This window comes from Mesorhizobium sp. 01N446 (assembly GCF_056399285.1).
Map to the genome: position 1 here is coordinate 275,580 of NZ_JBFTRA010000005.1, position 22,187 is coordinate 297,766.

General features: G+C 64.3%; 24 protein-coding genes. 13 read left to right on the forward strand and 11 right to left on the reverse strand.

What is annotated here, in order from left to right:
- Positions 1–28: 28 nt before the first annotated feature.
- Genes cdd through deoA form a run of 3 tightly spaced genes read left to right on the forward strand, consistent with a single transcriptional unit; the run spans position 29 to position 2,580 of the window.
- Positions 29–421, forward strand: a complete 393-nt coding sequence (cdd, locus tag AC1DPX_RS20670) for a cytidine deaminase (RefSeq protein WP_477239218.1) — start codon at positions 29–31, stop codon at positions 419–421.
- A gap of 30 nt (positions 422–451) precedes the next feature.
- Complete coding sequence (locus AC1DPX_RS20675; protein WP_202357917.1) at positions 452–1,261, forward strand: purine-nucleoside phosphorylase; 810 nt, start codon at positions 452–454, stop codon at positions 1,259–1,261.
- The gene (gene deoA / locus AC1DPX_RS20680; RefSeq protein ID WP_477239220.1) at positions 1,261–2,580 is read left to right on the forward strand and encodes a thymidine phosphorylase; all 1,320 of its coding nucleotides are present in this window, start codon (positions 1,261–1,263) and stop codon (positions 2,578–2,580) included. Before AC1DPX_RS20675 ends, deoA begins: the two co-directional genes overlap by 1 nt.
- Here the strand turns inward: deoA and AC1DPX_RS20685 are convergent, their stop codons facing one another.
- The 3 genes from AC1DPX_RS20685 to AC1DPX_RS20695 all read right to left on the reverse strand — a co-directional run bounded on the left by AC1DPX_RS20685 (position 2,581) and on the right by AC1DPX_RS20695 (position 4,990).
- Positions 2,581–3,144, reverse strand: coding sequence for a TIGR02281 family clan AA aspartic protease (locus tag AC1DPX_RS20685; protein ID WP_477239222.1), 564 nt, complete (start codon positions 3,142–3,144; stop codon positions 2,581–2,583). It abuts the gene before it with no gap.
- 116 nt (positions 3,145–3,260) lie between these two features.
- Positions 3,261–3,890 (reverse strand): uracil phosphoribosyltransferase, encoded by a 630-nt coding sequence (gene upp / locus AC1DPX_RS20690; protein ID WP_010911460.1) that lies wholly within the window; start codon positions 3,888–3,890, stop codon positions 3,261–3,263.
- Positions 3,891–4,015: 125 nt separating this feature from the next.
- Complete coding sequence (locus AC1DPX_RS20695) at positions 4,016–4,990, reverse strand: adenosine deaminase (protein ID WP_202357914.1); 975 nt, start codon at positions 4,988–4,990, stop codon at positions 4,016–4,018.
- A 134-nt stretch (positions 4,991–5,124) separates the two neighbouring features.
- Here AC1DPX_RS20695 and ubiE point away from each other — a divergent pair, with 134 nt between their 5' ends.
- The 5 genes from ubiE to coaBC all read left to right on the forward strand — a co-directional run bounded on the left by ubiE (position 5,125) and on the right by coaBC (position 9,538).
- Positions 5,125–5,901 carry a bifunctional demethylmenaquinone methyltransferase/2-methoxy-6-polyprenyl-1,4-benzoquinol methylase UbiE gene (gene ubiE / locus AC1DPX_RS20700; RefSeq protein WP_477239224.1) on the forward strand — a complete coding sequence of 259 codons (777 nt, stop codon included), beginning with the start codon at positions 5,125–5,127 and terminating at the stop codon, positions 5,899–5,901.
- Between the two features lie 67 nt (positions 5,902–5,968).
- The gene (ubiB, locus tag AC1DPX_RS20705) at positions 5,969–7,543 is read left to right on the forward strand and encodes a 2-polyprenylphenol 6-hydroxylase (RefSeq protein WP_477239226.1); all 1,575 of its coding nucleotides are present in this window, start codon (positions 5,969–5,971) and stop codon (positions 7,541–7,543) included.
- An 83-nt stretch (positions 7,544–7,626) separates the two neighbouring features.
- Positions 7,627–7,884 (forward strand): FitA-like ribbon-helix-helix domain-containing protein, encoded by a 258-nt coding sequence (locus AC1DPX_RS20710; protein ID WP_202357911.1) that lies wholly within the window; start codon positions 7,627–7,629, stop codon positions 7,882–7,884.
- A 2-nt stretch (positions 7,885–7,886) separates the two neighbouring features.
- Positions 7,887–8,309, forward strand: a complete 423-nt coding sequence (locus AC1DPX_RS20715; protein ID WP_477239228.1) for a PIN domain-containing protein — start codon at positions 7,887–7,889, stop codon at positions 8,307–8,309.
- On the forward strand, positions 8,306–9,538 hold the full coding sequence (coaBC, locus tag AC1DPX_RS20720; protein ID WP_477239230.1) for a bifunctional phosphopantothenoylcysteine decarboxylase/phosphopantothenate--cysteine ligase CoaBC: 1,233 nt from the start codon (positions 8,306–8,308) through the stop codon (positions 9,536–9,538). The genes AC1DPX_RS20715 and coaBC overlap by 4 nt, the downstream gene beginning before the upstream one ends.
- Before the next feature lie 64 nt (positions 9,539–9,602).
- Here coaBC and AC1DPX_RS20725 read toward each other — a convergent pair whose 3' ends face one another.
- The gene (locus AC1DPX_RS20725; RefSeq protein ID WP_096450172.1) at positions 9,603–10,181 is read right to left on the reverse strand and encodes an invasion associated locus B family protein; all 579 of its coding nucleotides are present in this window, start codon (positions 10,179–10,181) and stop codon (positions 9,603–9,605) included.
- Between the two features lie 473 nt (positions 10,182–10,654).
- Here AC1DPX_RS20725 and AC1DPX_RS20730 point away from each other — a divergent pair, with 473 nt between their 5' ends.
- Both AC1DPX_RS20730 and AC1DPX_RS20735 read left to right on the forward strand, forming a co-directional pair.
- Positions 10,655–10,963 (forward strand): hypothetical protein, encoded by a 309-nt coding sequence (locus AC1DPX_RS20730; protein WP_244730721.1) that lies wholly within the window; start codon positions 10,655–10,657, stop codon positions 10,961–10,963.
- 124 nt (positions 10,964–11,087) lie between these two features.
- Entirely contained in the window at positions 11,088–11,564 is a 477-nt protein-coding gene (locus tag AC1DPX_RS20735; protein WP_202357908.1) for an NUDIX hydrolase, read from the forward strand.
- Positions 11,565–11,566: 2 nt separating this feature from the next.
- Here the strand turns inward: AC1DPX_RS20735 and AC1DPX_RS20740 are convergent, their stop codons facing one another.
- The 5 genes from AC1DPX_RS20740 to AC1DPX_RS20760 form a co-directional block, all read right to left on the reverse strand.
- Positions 11,567–12,418: a citryl-CoA lyase gene (locus AC1DPX_RS20740; RefSeq protein WP_202357907.1), complete on the reverse strand. Its 852-nt coding sequence runs from the start codon at positions 12,416–12,418 to the stop codon at positions 11,567–11,569.
- A complete protein-coding gene (locus AC1DPX_RS20745) occupies positions 12,415–13,599 on the reverse strand; it encodes a CaiB/BaiF CoA transferase family protein (protein WP_477239232.1) in 1,185 nt (394 codons plus the stop codon). The genes AC1DPX_RS20740 and AC1DPX_RS20745 overlap by 4 nt, the downstream gene beginning before the upstream one ends.
- 15 nt (positions 13,600–13,614) lie before the next feature.
- Positions 13,615–15,138 carry a tripartite tricarboxylate transporter permease gene (locus AC1DPX_RS20750; RefSeq protein WP_202357905.1) on the reverse strand — a complete coding sequence of 508 codons (1,524 nt, stop codon included), beginning with the start codon at positions 15,136–15,138 and terminating at the stop codon, positions 13,615–13,617.
- Positions 15,139–15,142: 4 nt separating this feature from the next.
- A complete protein-coding gene (locus AC1DPX_RS20755; protein WP_477239234.1) occupies positions 15,143–15,679 on the reverse strand; it encodes a tripartite tricarboxylate transporter TctB family protein in 537 nt (178 codons plus the stop codon).
- A gap of 155 nt (positions 15,680–15,834) precedes the next feature.
- On the reverse strand, positions 15,835–16,812 hold the full coding sequence (locus AC1DPX_RS20760) for a Bug family tripartite tricarboxylate transporter substrate binding protein (RefSeq protein ID WP_477239236.1): 978 nt from the start codon (positions 16,810–16,812) through the stop codon (positions 15,835–15,837).
- Between the two features lie 185 nt (positions 16,813–16,997).
- Here AC1DPX_RS20760 and AC1DPX_RS20765 point away from each other — a divergent pair, with 185 nt between their 5' ends.
- Positions 16,998–17,768, forward strand: a complete 771-nt coding sequence (locus AC1DPX_RS20765) for an IclR family transcriptional regulator (protein ID WP_477239238.1) — start codon at positions 16,998–17,000, stop codon at positions 17,766–17,768.
- 260 nt (positions 17,769–18,028) lie between these two features.
- Entirely contained in the window at positions 18,029–20,527 is a 2,499-nt protein-coding gene (locus AC1DPX_RS20770) for an EAL domain-containing protein (protein WP_477239240.1), read from the forward strand.
- 23 nt (positions 20,528–20,550) lie between these two features.
- Here the strand turns inward: AC1DPX_RS20770 and AC1DPX_RS20775 are convergent, their stop codons facing one another.
- Both AC1DPX_RS20775 and AC1DPX_RS20780 read right to left on the reverse strand, forming a co-directional pair.
- On the reverse strand, positions 20,551–21,090 hold the full coding sequence (locus tag AC1DPX_RS20775) for a GNAT family N-acetyltransferase (RefSeq protein ID WP_202357900.1): 540 nt from the start codon (positions 21,088–21,090) through the stop codon (positions 20,551–20,553).
- Positions 21,091–21,215: 125 nt separating this feature from the next.
- Positions 21,216–21,446 carry a YdeI/OmpD-associated family protein gene (locus AC1DPX_RS20780; protein WP_477239242.1) on the reverse strand — a complete coding sequence of 77 codons (231 nt, stop codon included), beginning with the start codon at positions 21,444–21,446 and terminating at the stop codon, positions 21,216–21,218.
- A 171-nt stretch (positions 21,447–21,617) separates the two neighbouring features.
- Here AC1DPX_RS20780 and AC1DPX_RS20785 point away from each other — a divergent pair, with 171 nt between their 5' ends.
- Positions 21,618–22,073 carry a DUF2214 family protein gene (locus AC1DPX_RS20785; protein ID WP_477239244.1) on the forward strand — a complete coding sequence of 152 codons (456 nt, stop codon included), beginning with the start codon at positions 21,618–21,620 and terminating at the stop codon, positions 22,071–22,073.
- The last annotated feature ends 114 nt before the right edge of the window (positions 22,074–22,187 follow it).

Sequence of the window (22,187 nt, forward strand, 5' to 3'; positions counted from 1 at the left end):
GACACGATCATCGGAGAGAACAACTGACATGTCGCATGATCTGTTCGAAGCGGCCAGGACCGCCATGGCCAAGGCCTACGCGCCATACTCGAAATTCCCGGTGGGTGCTGCCTTGCGCACCGAGGACGGACGCGTCTTCGCCGGCGCCAACATCGAAGTCGCCTCCTATCCCGAAGGCTGGTGCGCCGAGACCACCGCGCTCGGCCACTACATCATGGGCGGCGGCGGCAAGATCGTCGAAATCGCGGTCCTTGCCGAACGCATGGCCAAATGCTCGCCTTGCGGCGGCTGCCGCCAGCGGCTGGCCGAATTCTGCCAGCCGGACACAAAACTCTATCTCTGCGACAATGCAGGCGTCGCCGAAACCGTCACCATGGGCGACATGCTGCCCTATGGCTTCCGCGGCGATATTCTCAAATGAAGAATTGGCTGAAATGAAGAGCGGGCTGCAATGACCGAAAAGGCCGTGGACCATCTGATCGAAAGGCTGGACGGCTTGGCGCCGACGACGGCGCTGGTGCTGGGATCGGGCCTCGGCGTCCTTGTCGACCGGATCGAGCATCCGATCCGCGTCCCCTATGCCGACCTGCCCGGTTTCCCCAGAAGCGGCGTCAGCGGCCATGCTGGCGAAGTGGTGGCGGGCCTGTTTGCCGGCACGCCGGTGCTGATGCTGTCCGGCCGCGCCCATTACTACGAGCACGGCAACGCGGCGGCGATGCGGCCGGTGCTGGAGGTGCTCGCCGGTATCGGCATCACCAAGCTGATCCTCACCAATGCCGCCGGTTCGGTCGACCCGGACATGCCGCCGGGCTCGGTGATGATGATCACCGACCACATCAATTTCTCCGGCAGCAACCCGCTGATCGGCGAGCCGAGCGACCGCCGCTTCGTCGGCCTGACCGAAGCCTATGACGCAGGCATCCGCAAGGCGATCGAAGGCGCCGCGAAGGCGACCGGCACCGCGCTGCACAAGGGCGTCTATATGTGGTTTTCCGGCCCGTGTTTCGAGACGCCGGCCGAAATCCGCATGGCGCGCATCATGGGCGCCAACGCCGTGGGCATGTCGACCGTGCCGGAAGTCATTCTCGCCCGCTTCCTTGGCTTGCGTGTCGCTGCCTGCTCGGTCATCACCAATCTGGCGGCCGGCATGACCGGAGCCGAACTTTCGCACCAGGAGACCAAGGACATGGCGCCGGTCGGCGGGTCGCGGCTGGCCACGGTCCTGCACAGGGTGTTCCGCGACGGACTGCTGGAGACCTGATGCTTCCGCAGGAAATCATCCGCCACAAGCGAGACGGCCACAGGCTATCGGCCGGTGAAATCGCAGCCTTCATCGACGGCCTGACCTCGGGCGCCGTCACCGATGGCCAGGCCGCGGCTTTCGCCATGGCGGTGTTCTTCAATGGCATGAACCGCGACGAGGCCGTCGCGTTGACGCTGGCCATGCGCGATTCCGGCGATGTGCTCGACTGGTCGGACCTGCCCGGCCCGGTCACCGACAAGCATTCGACCGGCGGCGTCGGCGACAATGTCTCGCTGATGCTGGCCCCGATCGTGGCCGCATGCGGCGCCTATGTGCCGATGATTTCGGGCCGTGGCCTTGGCCATACAGGCGGCACGCTGGACAAGATGGATGCGATCCCCGGCTATACCAGCCAGCCCGATATCGCGCTGTTTCGCCAGGCGGTGCTGGAAACGGGCTGCGCCATCATCGGCCAGACCGCCGATTTGGCGCCCGCCGACCGCCGGCTCTATGCCATCCGCGACGTCACCGGCACCGTGGAATCGGTGCCACTGATCACCGCCTCGATCCTGTCGAAGAAGCTGGCCGCCGGCCTGTGTTCGCTGGTGCTCGACGTCAAGGTCGGCAACGGCGCCTTCATGGAGAAGTCGCGCGACGCGACCGCGCTCGCCAACAGCCTCGTCGAGGTCGCAAGCGGCGCGGGGCTGAAGGTCTCGGCGCTGATCACCGGCATGAACGAGCCGCTGGCCTCGGCCGCCGGCAACGCCGTCGAGGTGCGCAACGCCGTCGATTTCCTCACCGGCCGCCTGCGCGACCGGCGGCTGGAGGATGTGACGCTGGCGCTGGCCGCTGAAATGCTGCAGTCGACGGGACTGGTGTCGTCCAACCAGGACGGCTTGCGGCGCGCCACCGAGACGCTCACCAGCGGCCGCGCCGCCGCCACCTTCGCGCGCATGGTGGCGGTGCTCGGCGGCCCCGCGGATTTCATCGAGAGGCCGGAAAAATATCTGCCCGACGCGCCAACGGAATTGCCGGTCAAGGCGACGACGGGCGGTTTCGTCACCGGCATCGCCACGCGCGACATCGGCCTTGCGGTGGTCGGCCTGGGCGGCGGGCGCACGAGGCCTGACGACAAGATCGACCCCAGCGTCGGCATCACCAGGCTGCTGCCCATAGGCGCGGAAGTCCATGCCGGAGACGCGCTGGCGCTGATCCATGCCCGCTCGCCCGCCGATGCCGAGGCGGCCGCAGCCGCCGTGGTTTCGGCCTATGCGATCGGCGCCTCGAAACCACCGGCGGACAAAACCGTCATCCGGCGGATCCTGCCGCGCGGTTGATTATTGGACAAGCAGCAGCGTGCCGTTTTCGGCCTGGAATTTGCCGAGCCGGCTGAGGAAGCTCATGCCGATCAGATTGGTTTGCAGCGCCTTGTCGTCGAGCACGATGGCCTGCACGCCGTCGACGCTGATGCTGCCGATCTGCAGCCGATCGATCGTCACCACCGCCGCCTTGATCGAGCCGTTGGCGGTGTTCACCTCATGGCTGAAATCCGACGGATTGAGCGACAGCCCGATCCGGCGTGCCGTCGACGTGTTGACCGCCACCAGGGTGGCGCCGGTGTCGATCATGCCGTCGACTTGACGGCCGTTTAACTTGAAGGTCGACGAGAAATGTCCTCGCCCGTCCGCGGCGACGACAACCTTGCGGCCGGTCGGCAGCGGCGCCACCGGCTTGTCGGGAACCGACGCCAGGTTGACTTGCGGTTGTGCCTCGACCTCGGGCCTGGCCGTCACCGTCGATTTCAGCAGGTTTTCGAATATCTGCGGATTCGATTGATAGACGACAGGGATCGATGCCGATGTCCCGGCAAAGACGCTGAGGATGAGAAGCTTGCGCAGCATGGATCGGCCTTTGTTACGGTCGATCCTTTAGCGCCGGATGGTGTTTGCCGCTTTAACGGGCGCCAAAACCGCGCCGTTGCGTAAACATTCGGTAAATCGCACCGAGCCAGCTCGTGCTATTTCGTCCCGTACATGCGATCGCCGGCGTCGCCGAGGCCGGGCATGATGTAGCCCTTCTCGTTGAGCTGGCGGTCGATGGACGCCGTGAAGACCGGAACGTCCGGATGCGCCTTGGTGAAGCGCTCGATACCCTCGGGCGCCGCCAGAAGGCAGAGGAAGCGGATGTTGGTGGCGCCGCGCCCTTTCAGCTTGTCGATCGCCGCGATCGCCGAATTGGCCGTCGCCAGCATCGGGTCGACGACGATCACCAGCCGGTCGGCGAGGTCGCTCGGCGCCTTGAAGAAATATTCGACCGCCTCAAGCGTCTCGTGGTCGCGGTAGAGGCCGATATGGGCGACACGCGCCGCCGGCACCAGGTCGAGCAGGCCTTCCAGCAGGCCGTTGCCGGCGCGCAGCACCGAAGCGAACACCAGCTTCTTGCCCTCCAGTGTCGGCGCTTCCATGGTCTCGATCGGCGTTTCGATGGTGGTGGTGGTCAGCTCGAGATTGCGCGTGACCTCGTAGCCGAGCAGCAGCGATATCTCGCGCAACAGCCGCCTGAAACCGGCCGTGGACGTCTCTTTCTTGCGCATGATGGTCAGCTTGTGCTGCACAAGCGGATGGTCGACGACGGTGACGCCCTTCATGATGTTCTCCTGATGCGTGTCGCCCGGCGCGCGGACGCGCTTCAGGCAGCTGGAACGACCCTAGCGGCTATGAAGCGGCCAAGGAACCGCCTGGCGGCAACCGACCACAGCTTTGTCGGAGAAAATCAGCGCGCCGCGCCGTTCAGCCGGGCAAGAAGTGCCGCCTTGGTCTTCCTGTCGACAAAGGCGGCTTCGATGGCGGTTCTGGTGACGGCGGCAAGCGCCTTTTCGTTCATCGCAAAATGCTCCGCCGCGATATCGTATTCGCGCTTCAGCGAGGTCCAGAAATAGGGCGGGTCGTCGGAGTTGAGCGTCACCTTGCAGCCGGCCGCCTGCAAGGTCGGAAACGGATGGTCGGCAAAACTATCGAACACCTTGAGCGCGATGTTGGAACCAGGGCAGCATTCCAGAACGATGCCTTCGTCGGCGATGCGCCGGACAAGGTCCGGATTCTCGATGGCGCGCACGCCATGGCCGATGCGCGAGGGGCGGATATGGTCGAGCGCCGCCTGCACGGTCTCCCAGCCCGTCAGTTCGCCGGCATGGATGGTGATGCCGAGCCCGGCCTCGCGCGCGATCTCGAAAGCCCTGACATAGTCTTCCATCTCGCCCATGCGCTCGTCGCCGGCAACGCCGAAGCCGGTGACCAGCGGATGCCCGCAACGCGCCGCGAAGCGCGCCGCCTGCTCGATCGACTCGACGCCGACATGGCGCACGCCGGTGACGATCATGCGGCCCTCAATGCCGGTCTTGGCCTTGGCGCGCAGCATGCCTTCGCCGAGCGCGTCGGTATAGGCCTTGGGCGACAGGCCGGCTTTCGTCGCATGGTCCGGCGAGGTGAACACTTCGGAATAGATGGCGCCGTCGCGGGCAAGGCTGGTCAGATAGTGGTCGGCCAGCCGGGCGTAGTCCTCCTCGGTGCGGAACAGATCGGCGGAAAAATCGTAAGCCGCGAGGAAGGACGTGAAATCGTGCCAGACGAAGGAACCGTTCTGGATATAGGGTGAGGTATCCTTGCCGTATTTCTGCGCCTGCCGGATGACGAGTTCGGGCGCCGCTGCCCCTTCAATATGGCAGTGCAGTTCCGCTTTCAAAGGCATTCAAACATCCCGTCGGTCAGTCCAGGTCTTGAAAACCCACCACCTGGAAGCGCGGCTGAACACCGCGCCTTAAACAATAGCGCCCACAGCATCGATCGGCTATGGTCCCGCCGGTTTTATGACGGATCAAAAAAATGTCAGTTGAGAGAACCACGGCCGCGGGCGGCATGGAAACCTCCTATGGTTTCAAGCGTGTAGGGGAAGGCGAGAAGCAGTCCCTGGTCAACGATGTTTTCCACAAGGTCGCCAACCGCTACGACCTGATGAACGACCTGATGTCGGCTGGCCTGCACCGGCTGTGGAAGGATGCCATGGTCACCTGGCTCAATCCGCCGAAGCGGGCGGGCTGGAAGGTCCTGGACGTGGCCGGCGGCACCGGCGACATCGCCTTCCGCATCATCGATGCCAGCCATGGCAACGCGCACGCCACGGTGCTCGACATCAACGGCTCGATGCTCGGTGTCGGCCGCGATAGGGCGCAAAAGAAGGGCCTGTCCGGCAACACCGATTTTGTCGAGGCCAATGCCGAGGAACTGCCCTTTGCCGATGCCACATTCGACGCCTACACCATCGCTTTCGGCATCCGCAACGTGCCGCGCATCGATGTCGCGCTCGCGGAAGCGTTCCGCGTGCTGAAGCCGGGCGGCCGGTTCCTGTGCCTGGAATTTTCCGAGGTCGAAATGCCGCTGCTCGACAAGGCCTATGAAGCCTGGTCGTTCAACGCCATTCCCAGGATCGGCAAGATGGTCACCGGCGACGGTGAGCCCTATTCCTATCTGGTCGAATCGATCGCGAAATTCCCCAACCAGCAGAATTTCGCGGCGATGATTTCCCGCGCCGGCTTCGACCGCGTTTCCTTCCGCAACTATTCCGGCGGCATTGCCGCGCTGCATTCGGGCTGGAAGCTTTGATTCTGGCCCGCATTTCCCATCCCCGATATGGCTCGTGCCGGTCGCAAGGACCGGCCTTGGTACAGCCATGAGCAGCGTCGGCGCCGGTTTCAGGCTCGCACGGGCCGGCTGGGTGCTGGTGCGCGAGGGCGTCATCGCCGCTCTGCCGGGCGAGGAACTCTCCGGTTTGCCGAAATTCGGCTGGCGGCTGGCGCGGCTGTTCACCCGCCGCCGCGCGCTCGCCTATGAGCGCAGCGACCGGCTGGCCAAGGCCGTGGTCCGGCTCGGCCCGTCCTACGTCAAGCTCGGCCAGTTCCTGGCGACGCGGCCCGATGTCGTCGGCAACGACATGGCGCTCGATCTCGCTATGCTGCAGGACAAGATGCACACCTTCCCGAGAGCCGAGGCGGTAGCGGCCATCGAAGCCTCGCTCGGGCGCAAGGTGGGCGATCTCTACGCCGAGTTCGGCGACCCGGTCGCCGCCGCTTCGATCGCCCAGGTCCATGCCGCCGAAGCCATCCATGACGGCGCCGCCACCAAGGTCGCGGTGAAGGTCATCCGGCCCGGCGTGCGCCGCCGCTTCTTCCAGGATCTCGAAAGCTATTTCCTCGCCGCCCGCCTGCAGGAGAAATACATCCCGTCCTCGCGCCGGCTGCGGCCTGTCGAGGTGACCGAAACGCTGGCACAGACCACCAAGATCGAGATGGATCTGCGCCTCGAGGCGGCGGCACTCTCCGAACTTGGGGAGAACACCAAGGACGACCCCGGCTTCCGCGTGCCATCCGTCGACTGGGAGCGCACCGGCCGCGACGTGCTGACCATGGAATGGGTCGACGGCGTCAAGATGAACAACATCGCAGGCCTGGAGGAGGCCGGCCATGATCTGAAGGCGATCGCCGCCAATCTCATCCAGTCGTTCCTGCGCCATACGCTACGCGACGGTTTCTTCCATGCCGACATGCATCCGGGAAACCTGTTCGTCGAAGCCAACGGGACCATCGTCGCCGTCGATCTCGGCATTGCCGGACGTCTCGGCAAGAAGGAGCGCCGCTTCCTCGCCGAAATCCTCTACGGCTTCATCACGCGCGACTATCTGCGCGTCGCCGAGGTGCATTTCGAGGCCGGCTACGTGCCGCGCCAGCATAATGTCGCGGCCTTCGCGCAAGCGATCCGCGCCATTGGCGAGCCGATCCACGGCCAGCCGGCCGAAACCATTTCCATGGCCAAGCTGCTGACGCTGCTGTTCGAGGTGACCGAACTCTTCGACATGGCGACGCGGCCGGAACTGATCCTGCTGCAGAAGACCATGGTGGTGGTCGAGGGCGTGGCGCGCACGCTCGATCCGGCCTTCAACATGTGGAAGACGGCCGAGCCGGTGGTCGGCGGCTGGATCGCCGGAAACCTCGGCCCGCGCGGCATGATGATCGATGCGCGCGACGGCGCCAAGGCGCTGCTGACGCTCGCCCGCCAGGCGCCTGAGCTTGCCGCGCGCACCGACCGGCTGTCGCGCGAGATCGACCTGATGGCCGAGCACGGCCTGCGCTTCGACGAGACCACGGCGCGCGCCATCGGCAAGGCCGAGGCGCGCTACAGCCGCTCCGGCCGCATGGCGCTGTGGGTGATCGCGCTGACGCTGGTCTATATCGCCTGGAAACTGCTCTGAGCACCCTCAATGACAGCAATGCAGGCATTGCTGTCATTGAAAGCAACGCTTTCAAGGACTACGTTGAGGGTAGGAGCAAAAACATGAGCACACTTACTATCCGCAATCTCGATGCCAACGTGAAGCAGAAATTGCGTGAGCGAGCTGCCGTGAGGGGAGTCTCAATGGAAGAGGAAGCGCGCAGCGTTCTTGCCAAGAGTGTCCTTTCGGACGGTGTGGACCAAGACCCTCGGGGCGAGTCCCTTTACGCCGCGATTCGTAGGCTGGTTGAGCCCCATGGCGGTTTCGATATCGAGTTGCCGGAGCGCGGCCCTACGCGCGAACCACTGAAATTTGACTAACCATGTTCGTGCTGGATACGAATGTTATTTCCGAAACCTTCAAACCACGGCCGGATGCAGGGGTGGCTACCTGGATGGATAGCTCGCTGGCGACCCGCACATATGTCACGGCGATGACCAAGGCAGAGCTGCTTGTCGGACTTGCAACCATGCCCGATGGAAAGCGTAAAGCTGCACTGGGCAGTGTCATCGAGGCCTTTTTCACCACGTGGCTCAAGACCCCAGTGCTCGCGTTTGGAGACCGTGAGGCCGAAGCATACGCAGAGATTGTTTCGAAGAGACGATTTCTGGGACGCCCTATCCGCGAATTTGACGCACAGATCGCCTCTGTTGCTCGCTCACGAGGCTTTGCGGTGGTGACTAGAAATGCTGCTGACTTTTCCGACTGCGGTATCAACATAGTCAATCCTTGGGAGGGTGCATGAGCCTCTCCGGCAAGCGCATCCTGCTCATCATCGGCGGCGGTATTGCCGCCTACAAGGCGCTCGACCTGATCCGCCGGTTGCGTGAGCGCGGGGCGGCGGTACGGGTGGTGATGACAGCGGCCGCACAGGAATTCGTCACCACCCTGTCGGTCGGTGCGCTCTCGGCCGACCATGTCTTCACCGAATTGTTCGACCGCAATGACAAGCACGATGTCGGCCATATCAGGCTGTCGCGCGAGGCCGATCTTCTGGTGGTGGCGCCCGCCACCGCCGATTTGATGGCCAAGCTTGCCAATGGCCACGCCAACGATCTTGCCTCAACCGTGCTGCTGGCCACCGACAAGCCGGTGCTGATGGCGCCGGCGATGAACCCGAAAATGTGGGCGCATCCGGCAACCCGCCGCAATCGTGCGACCTTGGGCAAGGACGGCGTCACTTTCGTCGGCCCTGCCAAAGGCGAGATGGCGGAAAGCAATGAGGCCGGCGAAGGCCGCATGGCCGAACCGCTGGAGATCGTCGCCGCGGTCGAGGCGCTGCTCGATGCCGGCCCCAAGCCGCTGGCGGGGCGCAAGATCATCGTGACCTCCGGCCCGACACACGAGCCGATCGACCCGGTGCGCTATATCGCCAACCGTTCGTCGGGCAAGCAGGGCCACGCCATCGCCGCGGCATTGGCAAGGCTCGGCGCCGATGTGCGCCTCGTCTCCGGTCCTGTCGGCATTGCCGATCCGACCGGCGTGAAGACCATTCATGTCGAGCGTGCGCAGGAGATGCGCGATGCGGTCGAACAGCTTCTGCCAGCCGACGCCGCGGTGTTCGTCGCCGCCGTCGCCGACTGGCGCACTGAGAATTCGGCCGGCGAAAAGATCAAGAAGGTCGCAGGCGAAGGCCCCCCGGTGCTGCGCATGGTGGAGAATCCGGACATCCTTGCCGGCGTCGGCCATCACAGCCAGCGACCCGGCCTGGTCGTCGGCTTCGCCGCCGAGACGCAGGATCTGATTGCCAATGCCGAGGCCAAGCTGAAGAAGAAGGGCGCCGATCTGATCGTCGCCAACGACGTGTCGCACGAAAGCGGCATCGGCCCTTCAGGCGTCATGGGCGGCGACCGCAACCGGGTGCGGATCGTATCGAAGGCCGGCGTTGAGGAATGGCCCGAGATGACCAAGGACGAGGTGGCGGCGCGGCTCGCCGCCCTCATCGCCGAGCGGCTGAAAACAACAGTCGTTTGACGCGCATTGGACAAGATACGTGGCACCCGTTGGACGCCGCGCATCAGACTCCGATCTGAGCCGGTCAGTTCGACAAGAGTTCCGCCGTGCGGGCGAGCGCCCCGCCGAACCCGTTGAGCGGAATGGAAAAGCTCACCGCTTGCCCGGTGTCCGCCGCGAAGGCGTCGATCTTCAGCGTGGTGCCGTTCTTGAGCAGCGGCGTGACATTGGCGTCGAACGCCACCGGCACCAGGCAGCCGACCACCTGGCAGGTGTTGAACGCCAGGCTGCCGTCAAGCTTCTGGTCGTCGATGGTCAGGGTGACGCCCTTGGCGAGCGCCAGTCCGAACGGCAGGGCAAGGGTGCCGGTCGCATCTTCGCCGGTCTTGCTCGACAGTTCGATCGCCAGCAGCCGCTGGTTGCTTTGCTTGTTGAACTGCTGGTGCGACAGGCTGCAGACCTTGTTCGTGCCCGATATCTGGCAATTGACCGTCCAGTCGCCATGGGTTTCGGACAGAGCCGATGCCCCGCCGGGCAATTGCGGCGCGTCAGCGGCCGCGGGCGGTGCCGCCACCTTGTCGCCCTTGGTCTGCGCGGCCACGGCCGGCACACCCGCGATGCAGGCCGCACCCAGCATCGCAACCAAATACGCGTATTTCCTCATAAAGACCTCTCCCGCCGGGCTCCGTCCCGAGCCAGCTGGAAGCTGACCTTGAGAGACGCGCTGACTGCATTCTGTTTGACCGTTCCCCGAAAGCGCGGTTGCCCCTGACGGGCATGCCGACGCCATTGACGCCATTCAGCTCGAGGCCAGCGCCGACCCGATAGAGCGGCGAATCGACCGCCTGCGTCAAGTGCAATGCGGGGTTGCCGGCAGATTCTGCGCCACTGAGAAGCGACCTTTATTGGGGCAACTCCCACCTGGCCTTCCATGGAGCGGATGCCCCCGCGTCGCGGAGCGCGATGTCCGTGCCGGGCTCAAGCGCTGGCATCGCCGGCAATCCACGGCCGCGGACCGGATGCCGGGACGGGGCTGAGGCGCGATTGATTTCAAGAGGCCGATGGACCAGCCATGGCATCGCCGGACAAACACCCTATATTGCGGGAATGAACAGGATTTTTCGCAGGAACGCGCCGATGCTGGCGCGTCGGCTATTTAGGAAACTTGCATCGGCGATGCTGCCCGCGACTTTTGTGGCCGGCTTTGCGCTGCCCGTTTGCGCGCAAGTGCTCAATCCTGCGGCTCAAAACAACGCGCTGATCCAGCAGAACGATCTGCAGGCGTTGCAGAGCCGCATTCAGCGACAGCAGTTCCAGCAGCAGCAACAGCAGTATCGCGACCAGGACCGCGTGATCGTCCAGCAGCCACCGCCGGTCGTGCCGCAGGTCAGGTCAGGCTGCCAGATGCAGATCATCGGCACCACGGCCGTGAGCACCTGCCGCTGACAGGCGAGCTTCTTTTATTTAGCCGACTTACATGATAGGGACCTTCAGGGTGCCCCTGCGGCAGTTTGGGTTTTCAAAGGCGCCACATCACGCTATGGGGCACTGACCGACTGGACTATTGCAAATGACAGCCACGAAGAAAAAGGCCGTACGCCGGGCCAAGAAAGGGGAAAGGATCCGCCAGGTGGCGGCGATCCCCTTTCGGCTGAACGAGCATGGCGGCATCGAGGTGATGCTGGTCACGTCGAGAACGACCAAGCGCTTCATCGTTCCCAAGGGCTGGCCGATGAAGGGCAAGAGCGGGCGCAAGGCGGCCACGATCGAGGCGCAGGAGGAAGCCGGCGTGCTTGGCAAGGCGCTGAAGCGGCCGGCCGGCACCTATTCCTACTGGAAACGGCTGGCCAACCGCTTTGTCCGCGTCGACGTTATCGTCTACCTGCTTGAAGTGACCGAAGAGCTTGCCGACTGGCAGGAAGCCAAGCGTCGGCAGCGAGCCTGGCTGGCCCCGGTCGATGCCGCGATGCTTATCGATGAACCCGACCTGTCGACGCTGGTGAAGACCCTGACGCTTCCCGGGCCTATGCCGCTCAGCGCGACATAGGCTCAATCGCCGGCCTCGTCCTCTCCGGGATACGGCCGCGGCGGCGTGCCGGTATAGGCCCACAGCCATTCGCGCGGCAGCGGTCCCTTGTTTCGCTCGCTCTGCTGCGACTGCTCCCAGGCATGTGACAGTATGCCGACCGAGCGCGACAGCACGAAGAGCCCGCGCGTCAGCGGCGGCGGAAAGCCGAGTTCGCCATAGATGACGGCCGTGGCGCCATCGATGTTGAGCGGGATCTTCTTGCCCTTCCGGCGGGCGACCTCCGCCTCGATTGCCTCGGCGATGTCGGCGAACCGTCCATTGATGACACCACGCACGGCAAATTCGCGGGTCAGTTCCAGCAGGCGCGGTGCACGCGGATCGACCGGGTGAAAGCGGTGGCCGAGCCCCGGCACATAACCCTTCTCCTCGACGAAGAACCGGTCGAGCCAGGTCGAGACCGCTTCCCCCAGCGCCATCCCGCCATCGATCGCCACGGCGATATCCCCATAGAAGGATAGCGCCTGCTCACCGGCGCCGCCATGCACGTCGCCGAGCACATTGATGGCCGAGGCCATGGCGCTGTTGATGCCGACCCCACAGGTCGCCGCCATGCGGGCAATGGCGATCGACGGCGCTTGCGGCCCATGATCGACCGCCGCGCCCAGAGCAATGCCGAGCAGTGCCGCCTGGTCCTCGCTTGGTAAGTCGCCACGCAGCATCAGCCAGATCATCGCGGGGAAGGAGACACGGCCGATCAGGTCCTGGATCTCGTAGCCGCGCAGCCGGATGACGCCGGGGCTCATCTCGATGATACCGGTCTGCCACCATTCCTCGCCGCGTTCACGGCCTGACTTCTTCTGCGTATCGCTCATGCCCGCGCCTTTGCCCTGGCGCGCGGCGGCAGGGCGGCGAACACTTCGTCCATATGCGCGCCGAGCGCCGGTGGCGGCTTCGTTGGCAAAGGCGCCACGCCGTCAACCATGAAGCCGCCGCGCAGCACGGTCAGCGGCCTGTCCATCCCGGCAACATCATCGAAATTGGCTGTCACCTGGCGTTCCAGCACCTGCGGCTCTGCCAGCACTTGCGGGATGGTCAGCACCCTGCCCGCCGGCACGCCGGCGCGGTTGAGCGTCTCTTCCCACACGGCCGCAGAGGCACCTGCCAGGGCCTCCTCGATCTCGGCTTTCAGCGCCGCGCGGTTCTTCTTGCGTGTTTCACGCTCGGCAAAGCGCGTGTCCGACGCCAGTTCCGACCGTCCGATCAGCCGGCAAAGCGTCACGAACTGCTCCTGCTTGTTGGCGGCGATGTTGAGCAACCCATCGCCGGTGCGGAACGCTCCGGAGGGTGCCGCCGTCATGTTCTCATTTCCCATAGGCTTGGGATCGACCCCTGCGGTCAGATAGTTCGACACCGGCCAGCCAAGCGCGGAAAGCGTGCATTCGAGCATCGAGACGTCGAGAAAGGCGCCCTTGCCCGAGATCTTCTGCCTGACCAGCGCCGATGCGATCGCGAACGCGCCGACCAGTCCGCCCAACGTATCGGCGACCGGATAGCCGACACGCAGCGGCGCCGTTTCCGGCGTGCCGGTGATGCTCATAATGCCCGACAGGCCCTGGATGATCTGGTCGTAGGCGGGATTGTCCCGCATCGGCCCGGTCTGTCCGAAACCCGATATCGCGCAATAGACGAGGCCCGGGCGGACCGCCTTCAGTGCCTCATGGCCGAGGCCAAGCCGATCCATCACGCCGGGGCGGAAATTCTCCACCAGCGCGTCGGCACTGGCGACCAGGTCGAGGAAGCGCTCACGATCGGCTTCCGTCTTGAGGTCGAGCATGACAGATCGTTTGCCGGCGTTCTGCGCCAGGAACGAGGCGCCCATGCCGGCCTGGTTGAGCTCTAGCGAACCGCCGAGCTGGCGCGCCAGGTCGCCGCCTTGCGGTCCCTCGACCTTGATCACGTCTGCCCCCAGCAGCGCCAGCTGATAGGCACAATAGGGCCCGGCCAGAACATTGGTCAGGTCGAGAACGCGGATGCCGGAAAGCAGGTCAGTCATGTCTTCTCAAATCGGTCAGGCATCGCCCGGCACATGTTCCGGTCCGCGCCTCCGGCGATGCTCTATGAAGGCCCAGATATGCGGCCCGACCAGGCCGATGAAGGCGAGCGTCAGCAGCGTCAGCGACAGCGGATGCTTGTAGAACACCGACCAGTCGCCATTCGAGATGGTCATCGCCCGGCGGAACTGGGTTTCGGCGAGCGGCCCCAGGATCATGCCGATGATGACCGGCGCGGTCGGGAAATCGAAGCGTCGCATCAGGAAGCCCGCCGCCCCCAGGAGATAGAGGATGACGAGATCGATCGGCGACTGCGAGATGCCATAGGTGCCGACGGTGGCGAACACCAGGATGCCGGCATAAAGCTGCGGCGCCGGGATCTTTAGCAGCCGCACCCACAGACCGATCAGCGGCAAATTGAGGATAACGAGGATGACGTTGGCAATGAACAGGCTGGCGATCAGGCCCCAGACCAGATTGGCCTGCGTTGTCAGAAGCAGCGGCCCGGGGTTGATACCGTAGCTCTGGAAAGCCGACAGCATGATCGCCGCTGTCGCCGAGGTCGGCAGGCCGAGCGTCAGCATCGGCACCAGCACGCCGGCGGCCGATGCATTGTTGGCGGCCTCGGGGCCGGCGACGCCCTCGATGGCGCCGACCGTGCCGAACTCCTCCTTGTGCTTCGACAGCTTCTTCTCGATGGCGTAGGACAGGAAGGTCGGGATTTCGGCGCCGCCGGCCGGCATGGCGCCGATCGGGAAGCCGATCGCGGCGCCGCGCAGCCAGGCCTTCCATGACCGGCTCCATTCGGCGGCCGTCATGTAGAGCGAGCCTTTCAGCGGCACGATCTCGTCCTTGCCGGCATAGCGGCGCGAGGCCATGTAGAGCGTCTCGCCGACCGCGAACAGGCCAACGGCGGCGATGATGACGTCGACGCCATCGAGCAGTTCGGTCGAGCCGAAGGTGAAGCGCGGCTGGCCGGTCTGCAGATCGACGCCGATCATACCGATGACGAAGCCGGCAAACAGGCTGGTGAGCCCGCGCACCGAGGACGAACCGAGCACGGCCGAAACCGTTATGAAGGCGAGCACCATCAGCGAGAAATATTCCGCTGGACCGAAGGCCAGCGCAAACTTGACCACCACCGGCGCCAGGAAGGCGACGCCGAGCGTGCCGAGCGTGCCGGCGACGAAGGAGCCGATCGCCGAAGTGGCGAGGGCCGCTCCGCCACGGCCGGACCGCGCCATCTTGTTGCCCTCCAGCGCGGTGACGATGGTGGCGCTTTCGCCAGGTGTGTTGAGCAGAATCGAGGTCGTCGAGCCGCCATACATGGCGCCGTAATAGATGCCGGCGAACAGGATGAAGGACGCCTCCGGCGCGACCTGGTAAGTGATCGGCAGAAGCAGCGCGATGGTCAGCGCTGGCCCCAGCCCAGGCAGCACGCCGATGGCAGTGCCAAGCGTGGTGCCGAGCAGGCACCACAGAAGATTGACCGGGGTGAAGGCGACCGAGAAGCCGTGGGCGAGCTGTGTGAGCGTGTTCATGGCCTCACGCTCCAAACGCGCCGATGATCGCATCCATCACCGTGTTCAGCTGGTTCTCGATGAAACCGGCGCCGATGTTGACGCCGAGTGCCCTGGCGAAACCGAAATAGGCGGCCAGCGCCAGGATAAGGCCGGTAAGCGCGTCGCGCAGCGTATGCCTGCTGCCGAAGCCGTAGCAGACAAGAACGAACATGATGACCGATGCCGCGGTGAAGCCGAGCGGACGGATAAGCAGCAGATTGGCCAGAAGGCCAATGACGACGAAGCCCATCGCCTTCCAGTCGGTCGGCGTTTCCTTTTCCTCTTCCGGCTGCCAGCCGCCGCGAAATGCGGCGAGAATGAGCAGCAGCGAAAGCACAATCAGGCCGACCATGGTGAGATAGGGAAAGACGGTCGGACCGACCTTGGAATAGAGCGGCGACACCGGGATCGCCAACGTTTGCCAGGCAACGGCGCCGGCACAGGCCAGAAGGCCGATGCCGATCAGCAACTCCGGCACGGCAAGGCGCGAGGGCGTCGCCGGCTGGTGGATGGTGCTCATGAATTTCCTCCCCGGTAGGTGGCCCGTTGATCGACCAAGGCGGCCGGCAGCCGCTGCCGGCCTCACGCACCTTCACTTGTTGCCAGACCGCGCTCCTCTGCGATCGGCTGGAATTGAAAGATGAGGGACGGCTCGCGCGGTCCCCCTGGGGAAAATCAGGCGAGGCCGAGATCCTTGAGGATGGCTTCGATGCGCGCCGAATCCTCGGCGACGAATTCCGCGTAGTCGTCGCCGGTGAGCAGGATGGGCGTCCAGTTGCGGTTCTTGCATTCGGCCGCCCAGGCATCGCTTTTGGCCATGGTCTCGACCATGGTGATCAGTGCCGCCTTGTCGGCGTCGGACACGCCGGGAGGTGCGAAGACGCCGCGCCAGTTGAACAATTCGACATCGATGCCGGCTTCCTTCAGCGTCGGCGCGTCGATGCCGTCCTGGCGCTTGTCGGCCGAGATGGCGAGCAGCCTGAGCGCGCCCGCCTTGACCTGTTCGGAGAATTCGCCATAGCCGGAAATGCCGGCCGCCACCTGGTTGCCGAGCAGCGCCGACAAGGCTTCACCGCCACCTGCGAACGGCACATAGGACAGATTGGTCGCCGGAACGCCGACCGTCTTGGCGATCAGGCCGAACAGGATGTGGTCGGAACCACCGGCCGAACCGCCGGCGACGGGAACCTTTGTCGGATCGGCCTTGAGCGCGGCGACGAAATCGGCGGCGGTCTTGAACGGCGATTCCGCCGGCACCACCAGCGCCTCGAATTCGCCGGTGAGACGGGCGATCGGCGTGACCTGCGTCAGATTGTTGGCGGCCTTGTTGGCGATGATGGCGCCGACCATGACCATGCCGGCGACCATCAGCGAATTGCCCTTGCCGTTCCACTGGCTGATGAATTGCGGCAGCCCGACCGTGCCGCCGGCGCCGCCGACATTGGTGATCTGCGAGCCGGAGATCAGCTTCTCCGCGCGCATCACCTGATCCATCGTGCGCCCTGTCTGGTCCCAGCCGCCCCCGGGGGCCGCCGGCACGAAAATCTGGATCTGCGGTGCGCCTTCGGCGAAAGCTGGCGTGAGATGAAGTCCTGCAAGGCCGGCAGCGCCTGCAGCCGCTGTGCTCATCAAAAATCTGCGTCTGTTCAGCATGGGATTCCTCCAGATCACGACACCTCCTCCGGTGCCTGCCAAACGCGCCTGCATTCACAGACCCGTGATCGAGTTCAAGCAGATGTTACCAAGTTCTGTCAACGGGAACGATATTCTGCTGGACAGAACGATACACGGGCGCGACAGAGTGGCTCCGCTCCGGATTCTCCGAACTGGGAATTGCAATGGACTTGCCAGGCAGATCGATTGATGTGGAAAGCCGGCGCGCTTCGGTCGAAGGCGTTGCGGCCCTTGATCGGGCGATTGCCATCCTCGATGCCTTCACCACGGCAGACCGCTCGCTCAGCCTGGCTGAAATCGCGGCGCGCACCGGCCTCTACAAGAGCACGATCCTGCGGCTGGCGAATTCGCTGCTGCGTGGGCAACTGCTCGAGCGTCTCGACGATGGGCGCTACCGTGTCGGGCCCGCGGCCTTCCGGCTGGGCGCGCTCTACCAGCGCTCGGTCGTGGCGGTCGACATCCTGCTGCCGATCATGCGCGACCTCTCGGAGCGCAGTTGGGAGAGCGTCGCCTTCTATGTCCGCTCGGGCGACGTCCGCACCTGTCTCTACCGCGTCGAATCCAAGCATCCGATCCGCTACACCATACGCGAGGGTGACGTGTTGCCTTTGCTCGTCGGTTCGGGCGGCCGCGTGCTGGCGGCGTTTTCCGGCCAGCCGGGCGAGCCCTACGAGACCATCCGGAGGACCTGCAACTGCCTCGCCGTCGGCGACCGCGATCCCGAGACGGCGGGCATCTCGGCGCCGGTATTCGGGCCTGGGCGCGTCCTGCTCGGCGCCTTGACGCTGGCCGGGCCGAGCACGCGCGTCGATGCCGCCTTCCTTGAGCGCATGAAACGGCCATTGCTCGAGGCGGCGGCCCGCGCCACCCGCGCCTTCGGCGAGGATGCCTCGATGCTGGAACAGGCAAGTCTTGCGTCGGAGGCGTTGCCTTAGCCGACGCGATTGCGAGCCAGAAAAAGGCCGACAAGCTTCGAATACAAACTGATTCAACTTGAAGCAATCACTTGACGTTACGTAATATTCAACCGCCAAATCAAGAAAAGACTCCATAGAGAACCCAGCTATTTATTTGCTGTTAAGTCCCTCGTGATACCCGGTTGTTGTCGCCATTTGCGCGACATGAGGGAAGAAAATCGTCTCAACCGACGGGTGAAACAGTCGGACAGACGCGCTGACAGGATCATGGCACGTCCGTGAATTCGAAGAAGCCGTCATCGAGGAACGCCAGCCCCCGTCTTCTCGGGCTCGTCTGGCCGTTCATTGCCGTCGTTCTCGTCCAGGCGCTGGTCGCCAGCCTCAGCCTCTACACGCTTTCGGCGGTTCGCGCCTATGTCGGCGGCGAAAGCCAGTGGTCCAAGGGGCAAAAGCACGCCATCTATTTCCTCAGCCTCTATGCCGACACCGGCAATGAGGAGTTCTTCGGCGAGTATCGCGAAGCGATCGCCGTTCCGCTGGCCGACCGCTCGGCCCGCCTGGCGCTTGAGCAGCCCGACCCCGATACAGAGGCGGCGCGCGCAGGCTTTCTGCAGGGCAGAAACCACCCTGACGACGTGACCGGGATGATCTGGCTGTTCCAGAATTTCCGCGGCTTCATCTACCTCGACACCGCTATTCGGCACTGGACCGCCGCTGACGCGATGATCCTCGCCATCCAGCAGCTCGGCGACAAGATGCATGCGACGCTGGCCAAGGGGCCGGCATCGGCAGCAGAGATCAGCGCCTGGAAAGCGGAAATCCATCAGCTCGATCGTCAGATCACCCCCTTGTCCAAGGCCTTCTCGGACAGTCTCGGCGAGGGATCGCGCTTCATCCGGATGCTGCTCACCTTTGCCAATCTCGTCACCGCCGCATCTTTGATCCTGCTTGCCGTGTGGCGCACCCGCAAGCTCCTGGCGCAGCGCCAGGCCTTCCAGCTGGCGCTCAATGCCGAGCGCGAGCGCGCGCAGGTCACACTGGCTTCGATCGGCCAGGCCGTCATCAGCACCGGTCGCGACGGGCGGCTGGACTACATGAATGCGGTTGCCGAGAAGCTGCTGGACTGCCCGCTCGGCACAGCCAGGGGCAAGCCGGTCGCGTCGCTGTTTCGCCTCGTCGACAAGGACACCGGCGTTGAAGAAACGCAGTTGGTCGAGCGTCTCCTGGCCGGCGAGGCGCGCCGTTCCAGTGCCCGGCCGCAAGTGCTGCAGCGGCCGGACGGCTCCGTTGTTCCCGTCGCGCTCACCGGCGCGCCGCTGCTCGTCTCCGGCGAGGTCGTCGGCGCGGTGCTGGCCTTCCACGACATGACGCGCGAAGAGGATTACATCGAGCGGTTGTCATGGCAGGCTTCGCACGATGCGTTGACCGGGCTCGCCAACCGGCGCGATTTCGAAAGCCGGCTGGAAAGGACGATCGTCGAATTGCAGGGCCAGCCCCGGCAGCACGCCTTGATGTATCTCGATCTCGACCAGTTCAAGCTGGTCAACGATACCTGCGGCCATGCCGCAGGCGACCAGTTGCTGCGCCAGATCTCCGCGCTGCTGACCCACGAATTGCGGCCGGGCGACGTGCTGGCCAGGCTGGGCGGTGACGAATTCGGTGTGCTGTTGGTGGACAGTGACTGCGAAACCGCCGCCGACATCGCCGAACGGCTGCGCGCGGCCGTGCAGGACATGCATTTCGCCTGGGATGGCAGACCCTTCAACACCAGCGTCAGCATCGGCATGGTGCAGATCGCCGATGCGCAAGTGACGATCGAGGAAGCGCTGCGGGCCGCCGATGTCGCCTGCTACATGGCCAAGGAAAAGGGCCGCAACCGCGTCCAGATCCACAGCGACGGTGACATGGCCTTGCGCGAGCGCTTCGGCGAGATGGCCTGGGTGCAGCGCCTGCACGCCGCATTGGAGCAAAATCGTTTCAGGCTTCATGCCCAGGAAATCTGGCCGCTCAACGATGACGTCGCCGAGGCGGGAGCGCATATCGAGATCCTGTTGCGGCTGACCGACGAAGACGACAGCTTCGTCACCCCGCAGAGCTTCATTCCCGCGGCCGAGCGTTACGGCCTGATGCCGTCGATCGACCGCTGGGTGGTGCGCAACACCTTCCGCATCCTGGCGGTTCGCCAGGCCGATCCGCGTATGCCGCCGATAACGACATGCGCCATCAATCTTTCGGGCGCGACTTTCGGCGACGAGACCTTTCTCGGCTTCCTGCGCGAGCAATTCCTCATCCATGGCATTTCGCCCTCCATGATCTGCCTGGAGATCACCGAAACCAGCGCCATCGCCAATCTCACCAACGCCATGCGCTTCATTGCCGATCTGCGCGGGCTGGGCTGCCGTTTCGCACTCGACGATTTCGGCTCCGGCATGTCGTCCTTCGCGTATCTGAAGCACCTGCCGGTCGACTACCTCAAGATCGACGGCAGCTTCGTCAAGGACATGCTCGACGACCGCATCGACCGCGCCATGGTCGAGATGATCCACCACATCGGCAAGGTCATGGGCAAGCGTACCATCGCCGAGTTCGTCGAGAGCGACGGTATCGCCGCCGCCCTCAAAACGATCGGCGTCGACTATGCCCAAGGCTATGGGATCGCCAGGCCGACGCCGTTCGATGCCTCGACGGTGCTGCTAGGCCGGGGCGTCACGCCGGCCGCCGAAAGCGTCGATCCATGGGCCGATCTGGCGCGGAAGCTGCGCCGCAAGGCGGGCTAGTTTACGGGAACTGCAATCCCGGTTCAGGACAGCCGCTCCAGCAGCACGGTCGGGGCGTCATGATACGTGGTCCGCAACACTTCGCGATAGCCGACCTTGCCGGCGACATTCAACGAGGCGGTATTCTCGGGATCGATGATGCAGACGGTTTTCACCCGTCCGAAGGTCTCTTCGCCCCAGGCCAGCACACGGCCGACGACCTCCGTGGCGAGGCCCGCCCCATGCACGGCCGGCGCCAGCGCCCATCCGGCCTCGGGAATGCCTTCGATCGACGGTTCCATGTCGCGCTTCAGATCGTGAAAACCGGCCTCGCCGACGAAGCGGCCCGTCGCCTTCTCCTCGATCGCCCAGAAGCCGTAGCCCAGCAGCGACCACAGACCGGCATGACGCAGGAAGCGCATCCAGCTTTCCTCGCGAGTGCGCGGCTTGCCGCCGATGAAACGGGTGACGGCCGGATCGGCCCACATCGCGGCATAGGCGTCGAAATCCTCAATCCGATGCGCCCGCAGGATGGTTCGGTGCGTCTCGATGACGGGGGCGACGGTCACTCGGCTATTGTTCATGGAATTTGCCTCGCTGCTGGTGCCCGCGCTTAGCAAATCGCCCCTGCGCTGCAAGGGCCAGCGAAAGACGAGGCATCATCCAGAACCGTCGTGTGCAAGGTTCAGCAGCGACCCGAAGCAGATCTTCAGCCGCGCCAAACCATGTTCATGTAGACACCGCCACGTTGCAATTCGTCCAGCATCTGGTCGAGCCGCTTCTGCCTGGTGTCCGGGCGCTTGGCGCGGGCAATCCAGCCGAGATAGTCGTTCTTCTGGTAGTCCGGCCGGGCCTCATAGGCCTTCATCAGACCACGCTCCGCCAAGGTGTCGCGGATCAGGTCAGGCATCGGATTCAAGGCGCGTTTCAGTCCGGTCATGCCCTGCAATCCTAACCTGCCACGACTCTGCGTCAACGCTGCCTCTGGCCAGGTGTGAGCTCCGCTATGGGAATTCTGTCCGACGGTGTTATTTTCCCGGCAGGCTGATTCAGCACATCGCAACGCGACCTTTTCAGGCGCGGGCCGGTGCTCAAACCCAAGGGAAGAAGCATGGACACGACCGACCTTGTGCTTGCCATTGTCCATCATCTGCTGGTGTTTTCCCTGGCAGGGATCATCGGCGCCGAATTCGTGCTGATCCGCGGCGACCTGCCCGCCGCGACGCTGAAGCGGCTCGCCGGCATCGACCGCCACTATGGCATCATCGCCGCGCTCATCATCATCGTCGGCATCGGCCGTGTCTTCTGGGGCCTCAAGGGCTGGGAGTTCTACGTCTACAACTGGGTGTTCTGGGCCAAGATGGCGGCCTTCGGCATTGTCGGCCTGCTGTCGATCACCCCGACCATGCGCTTCATTCCCTGGAACCGGCAGGCCGGCGCCAATCCTTCCTTCGCGGTGCCCTCGAACGAACTGGCCTCGGTGAAGACCTACATCCGCGCCGAGGCCTTCGTCTTCCTGTTGATCCCGGTCTTCGCGGCGGCGATGGCGCGCGGTTATGGCTACTGATCCAGAATAGACCGGAGGCGGGCAGAGCTCGGCAATCGGCATTGCCGAAGCTGTCTACTTCTAACCATTTTGCATCTCGATCCGGGCTCAAACATCTATCCGTTGAACGCCGGC

Coding starts and splice junctions, on each gene's coding strand:
- cdd (WP_477239218.1), top strand. CDS start 29: ATGTCGCATGATCTGTTCGAAGCGGCCAGGACCGCCATGGCCAAGGCC.
- AC1DPX_RS20675 (WP_202357917.1), top strand. CDS start 452: ATGACCGAAAAGGCCGTGGACCATCTGATCGAAAGGCTGGACGGCTTG.
- deoA (WP_477239220.1), top strand. CDS start 1,261: ATGCTTCCGCAGGAAATCATCCGCCACAAGCGAGACGGCCACAGGCTA.
- AC1DPX_RS20685 (WP_477239222.1), bottom strand. CDS start 3,144: ATGCTGCGCAAGCTTCTCATCCTCAGCGTCTTTGCCGGGACATCGGCA.
- upp (WP_010911460.1), bottom strand. CDS start 3,890: ATGAAGGGCGTCACCGTCGTCGACCATCCGCTTGTGCAGCACAAGCTG.
- AC1DPX_RS20695 (WP_202357914.1), bottom strand. CDS start 4,990: ATGCCTTTGAAAGCGGAACTGCACTGCCATATTGAAGGGGCAGCGGCG.
- ubiE (WP_477239224.1), top strand. CDS start 5,125: ATGTCAGTTGAGAGAACCACGGCCGCGGGCGGCATGGAAACCTCCTAT.
- ubiB (WP_477239226.1), top strand. CDS start 5,969: ATGAGCAGCGTCGGCGCCGGTTTCAGGCTCGCACGGGCCGGCTGGGTG.
- AC1DPX_RS20710 (WP_202357911.1), top strand. CDS start 7,627: ATGAGCACACTTACTATCCGCAATCTCGATGCCAACGTGAAGCAGAAA.
- AC1DPX_RS20715 (WP_477239228.1), top strand. CDS start 7,887: ATGTTCGTGCTGGATACGAATGTTATTTCCGAAACCTTCAAACCACGG.
- coaBC (WP_477239230.1), top strand. CDS start 8,306: ATGAGCCTCTCCGGCAAGCGCATCCTGCTCATCATCGGCGGCGGTATT.
- AC1DPX_RS20725 (WP_096450172.1), bottom strand. CDS start 10,181: ATGAGGAAATACGCGTATTTGGTTGCGATGCTGGGTGCGGCCTGCATC.
- AC1DPX_RS20730 (WP_244730721.1), top strand. CDS start 10,655: ATGCTGGCGCGTCGGCTATTTAGGAAACTTGCATCGGCGATGCTGCCC.
- AC1DPX_RS20735 (WP_202357908.1), top strand. CDS start 11,088: ATGACAGCCACGAAGAAAAAGGCCGTACGCCGGGCCAAGAAAGGGGAA.
- AC1DPX_RS20740 (WP_202357907.1), bottom strand. CDS start 12,418: ATGAGCGATACGCAGAAGAAGTCAGGCCGTGAACGCGGCGAGGAATGG.
- AC1DPX_RS20745 (WP_477239232.1), bottom strand. CDS start 13,599: ATGACTGACCTGCTTTCCGGCATCCGCGTTCTCGACCTGACCAATGTT.
- AC1DPX_RS20750 (WP_202357905.1), bottom strand. CDS start 15,138: ATGAACACGCTCACACAGCTCGCCCACGGCTTCTCGGTCGCCTTCACC.
- AC1DPX_RS20755 (WP_477239234.1), bottom strand. CDS start 15,679: ATGAGCACCATCCACCAGCCGGCGACGCCCTCGCGCCTTGCCGTGCCG.
- AC1DPX_RS20760 (WP_477239236.1), bottom strand. CDS start 16,812: ATGCTGAACAGACGCAGATTTTTGATGAGCACAGCGGCTGCAGGCGCT.
- AC1DPX_RS20765 (WP_477239238.1), top strand. CDS start 16,998: ATGGACTTGCCAGGCAGATCGATTGATGTGGAAAGCCGGCGCGCTTCG.
- AC1DPX_RS20775 (WP_202357900.1), bottom strand. CDS start 21,090: ATGAACAATAGCCGAGTGACCGTCGCCCCCGTCATCGAGACGCACCGA.
- AC1DPX_RS20780 (WP_477239242.1), bottom strand. CDS start 21,446: ATGACCGGACTGAAACGCGCCTTGAATCCGATGCCTGACCTGATCCGC.
- AC1DPX_RS20785 (WP_477239244.1), top strand. CDS start 21,618: ATGGACACGACCGACCTTGTGCTTGCCATTGTCCATCATCTGCTGGTG.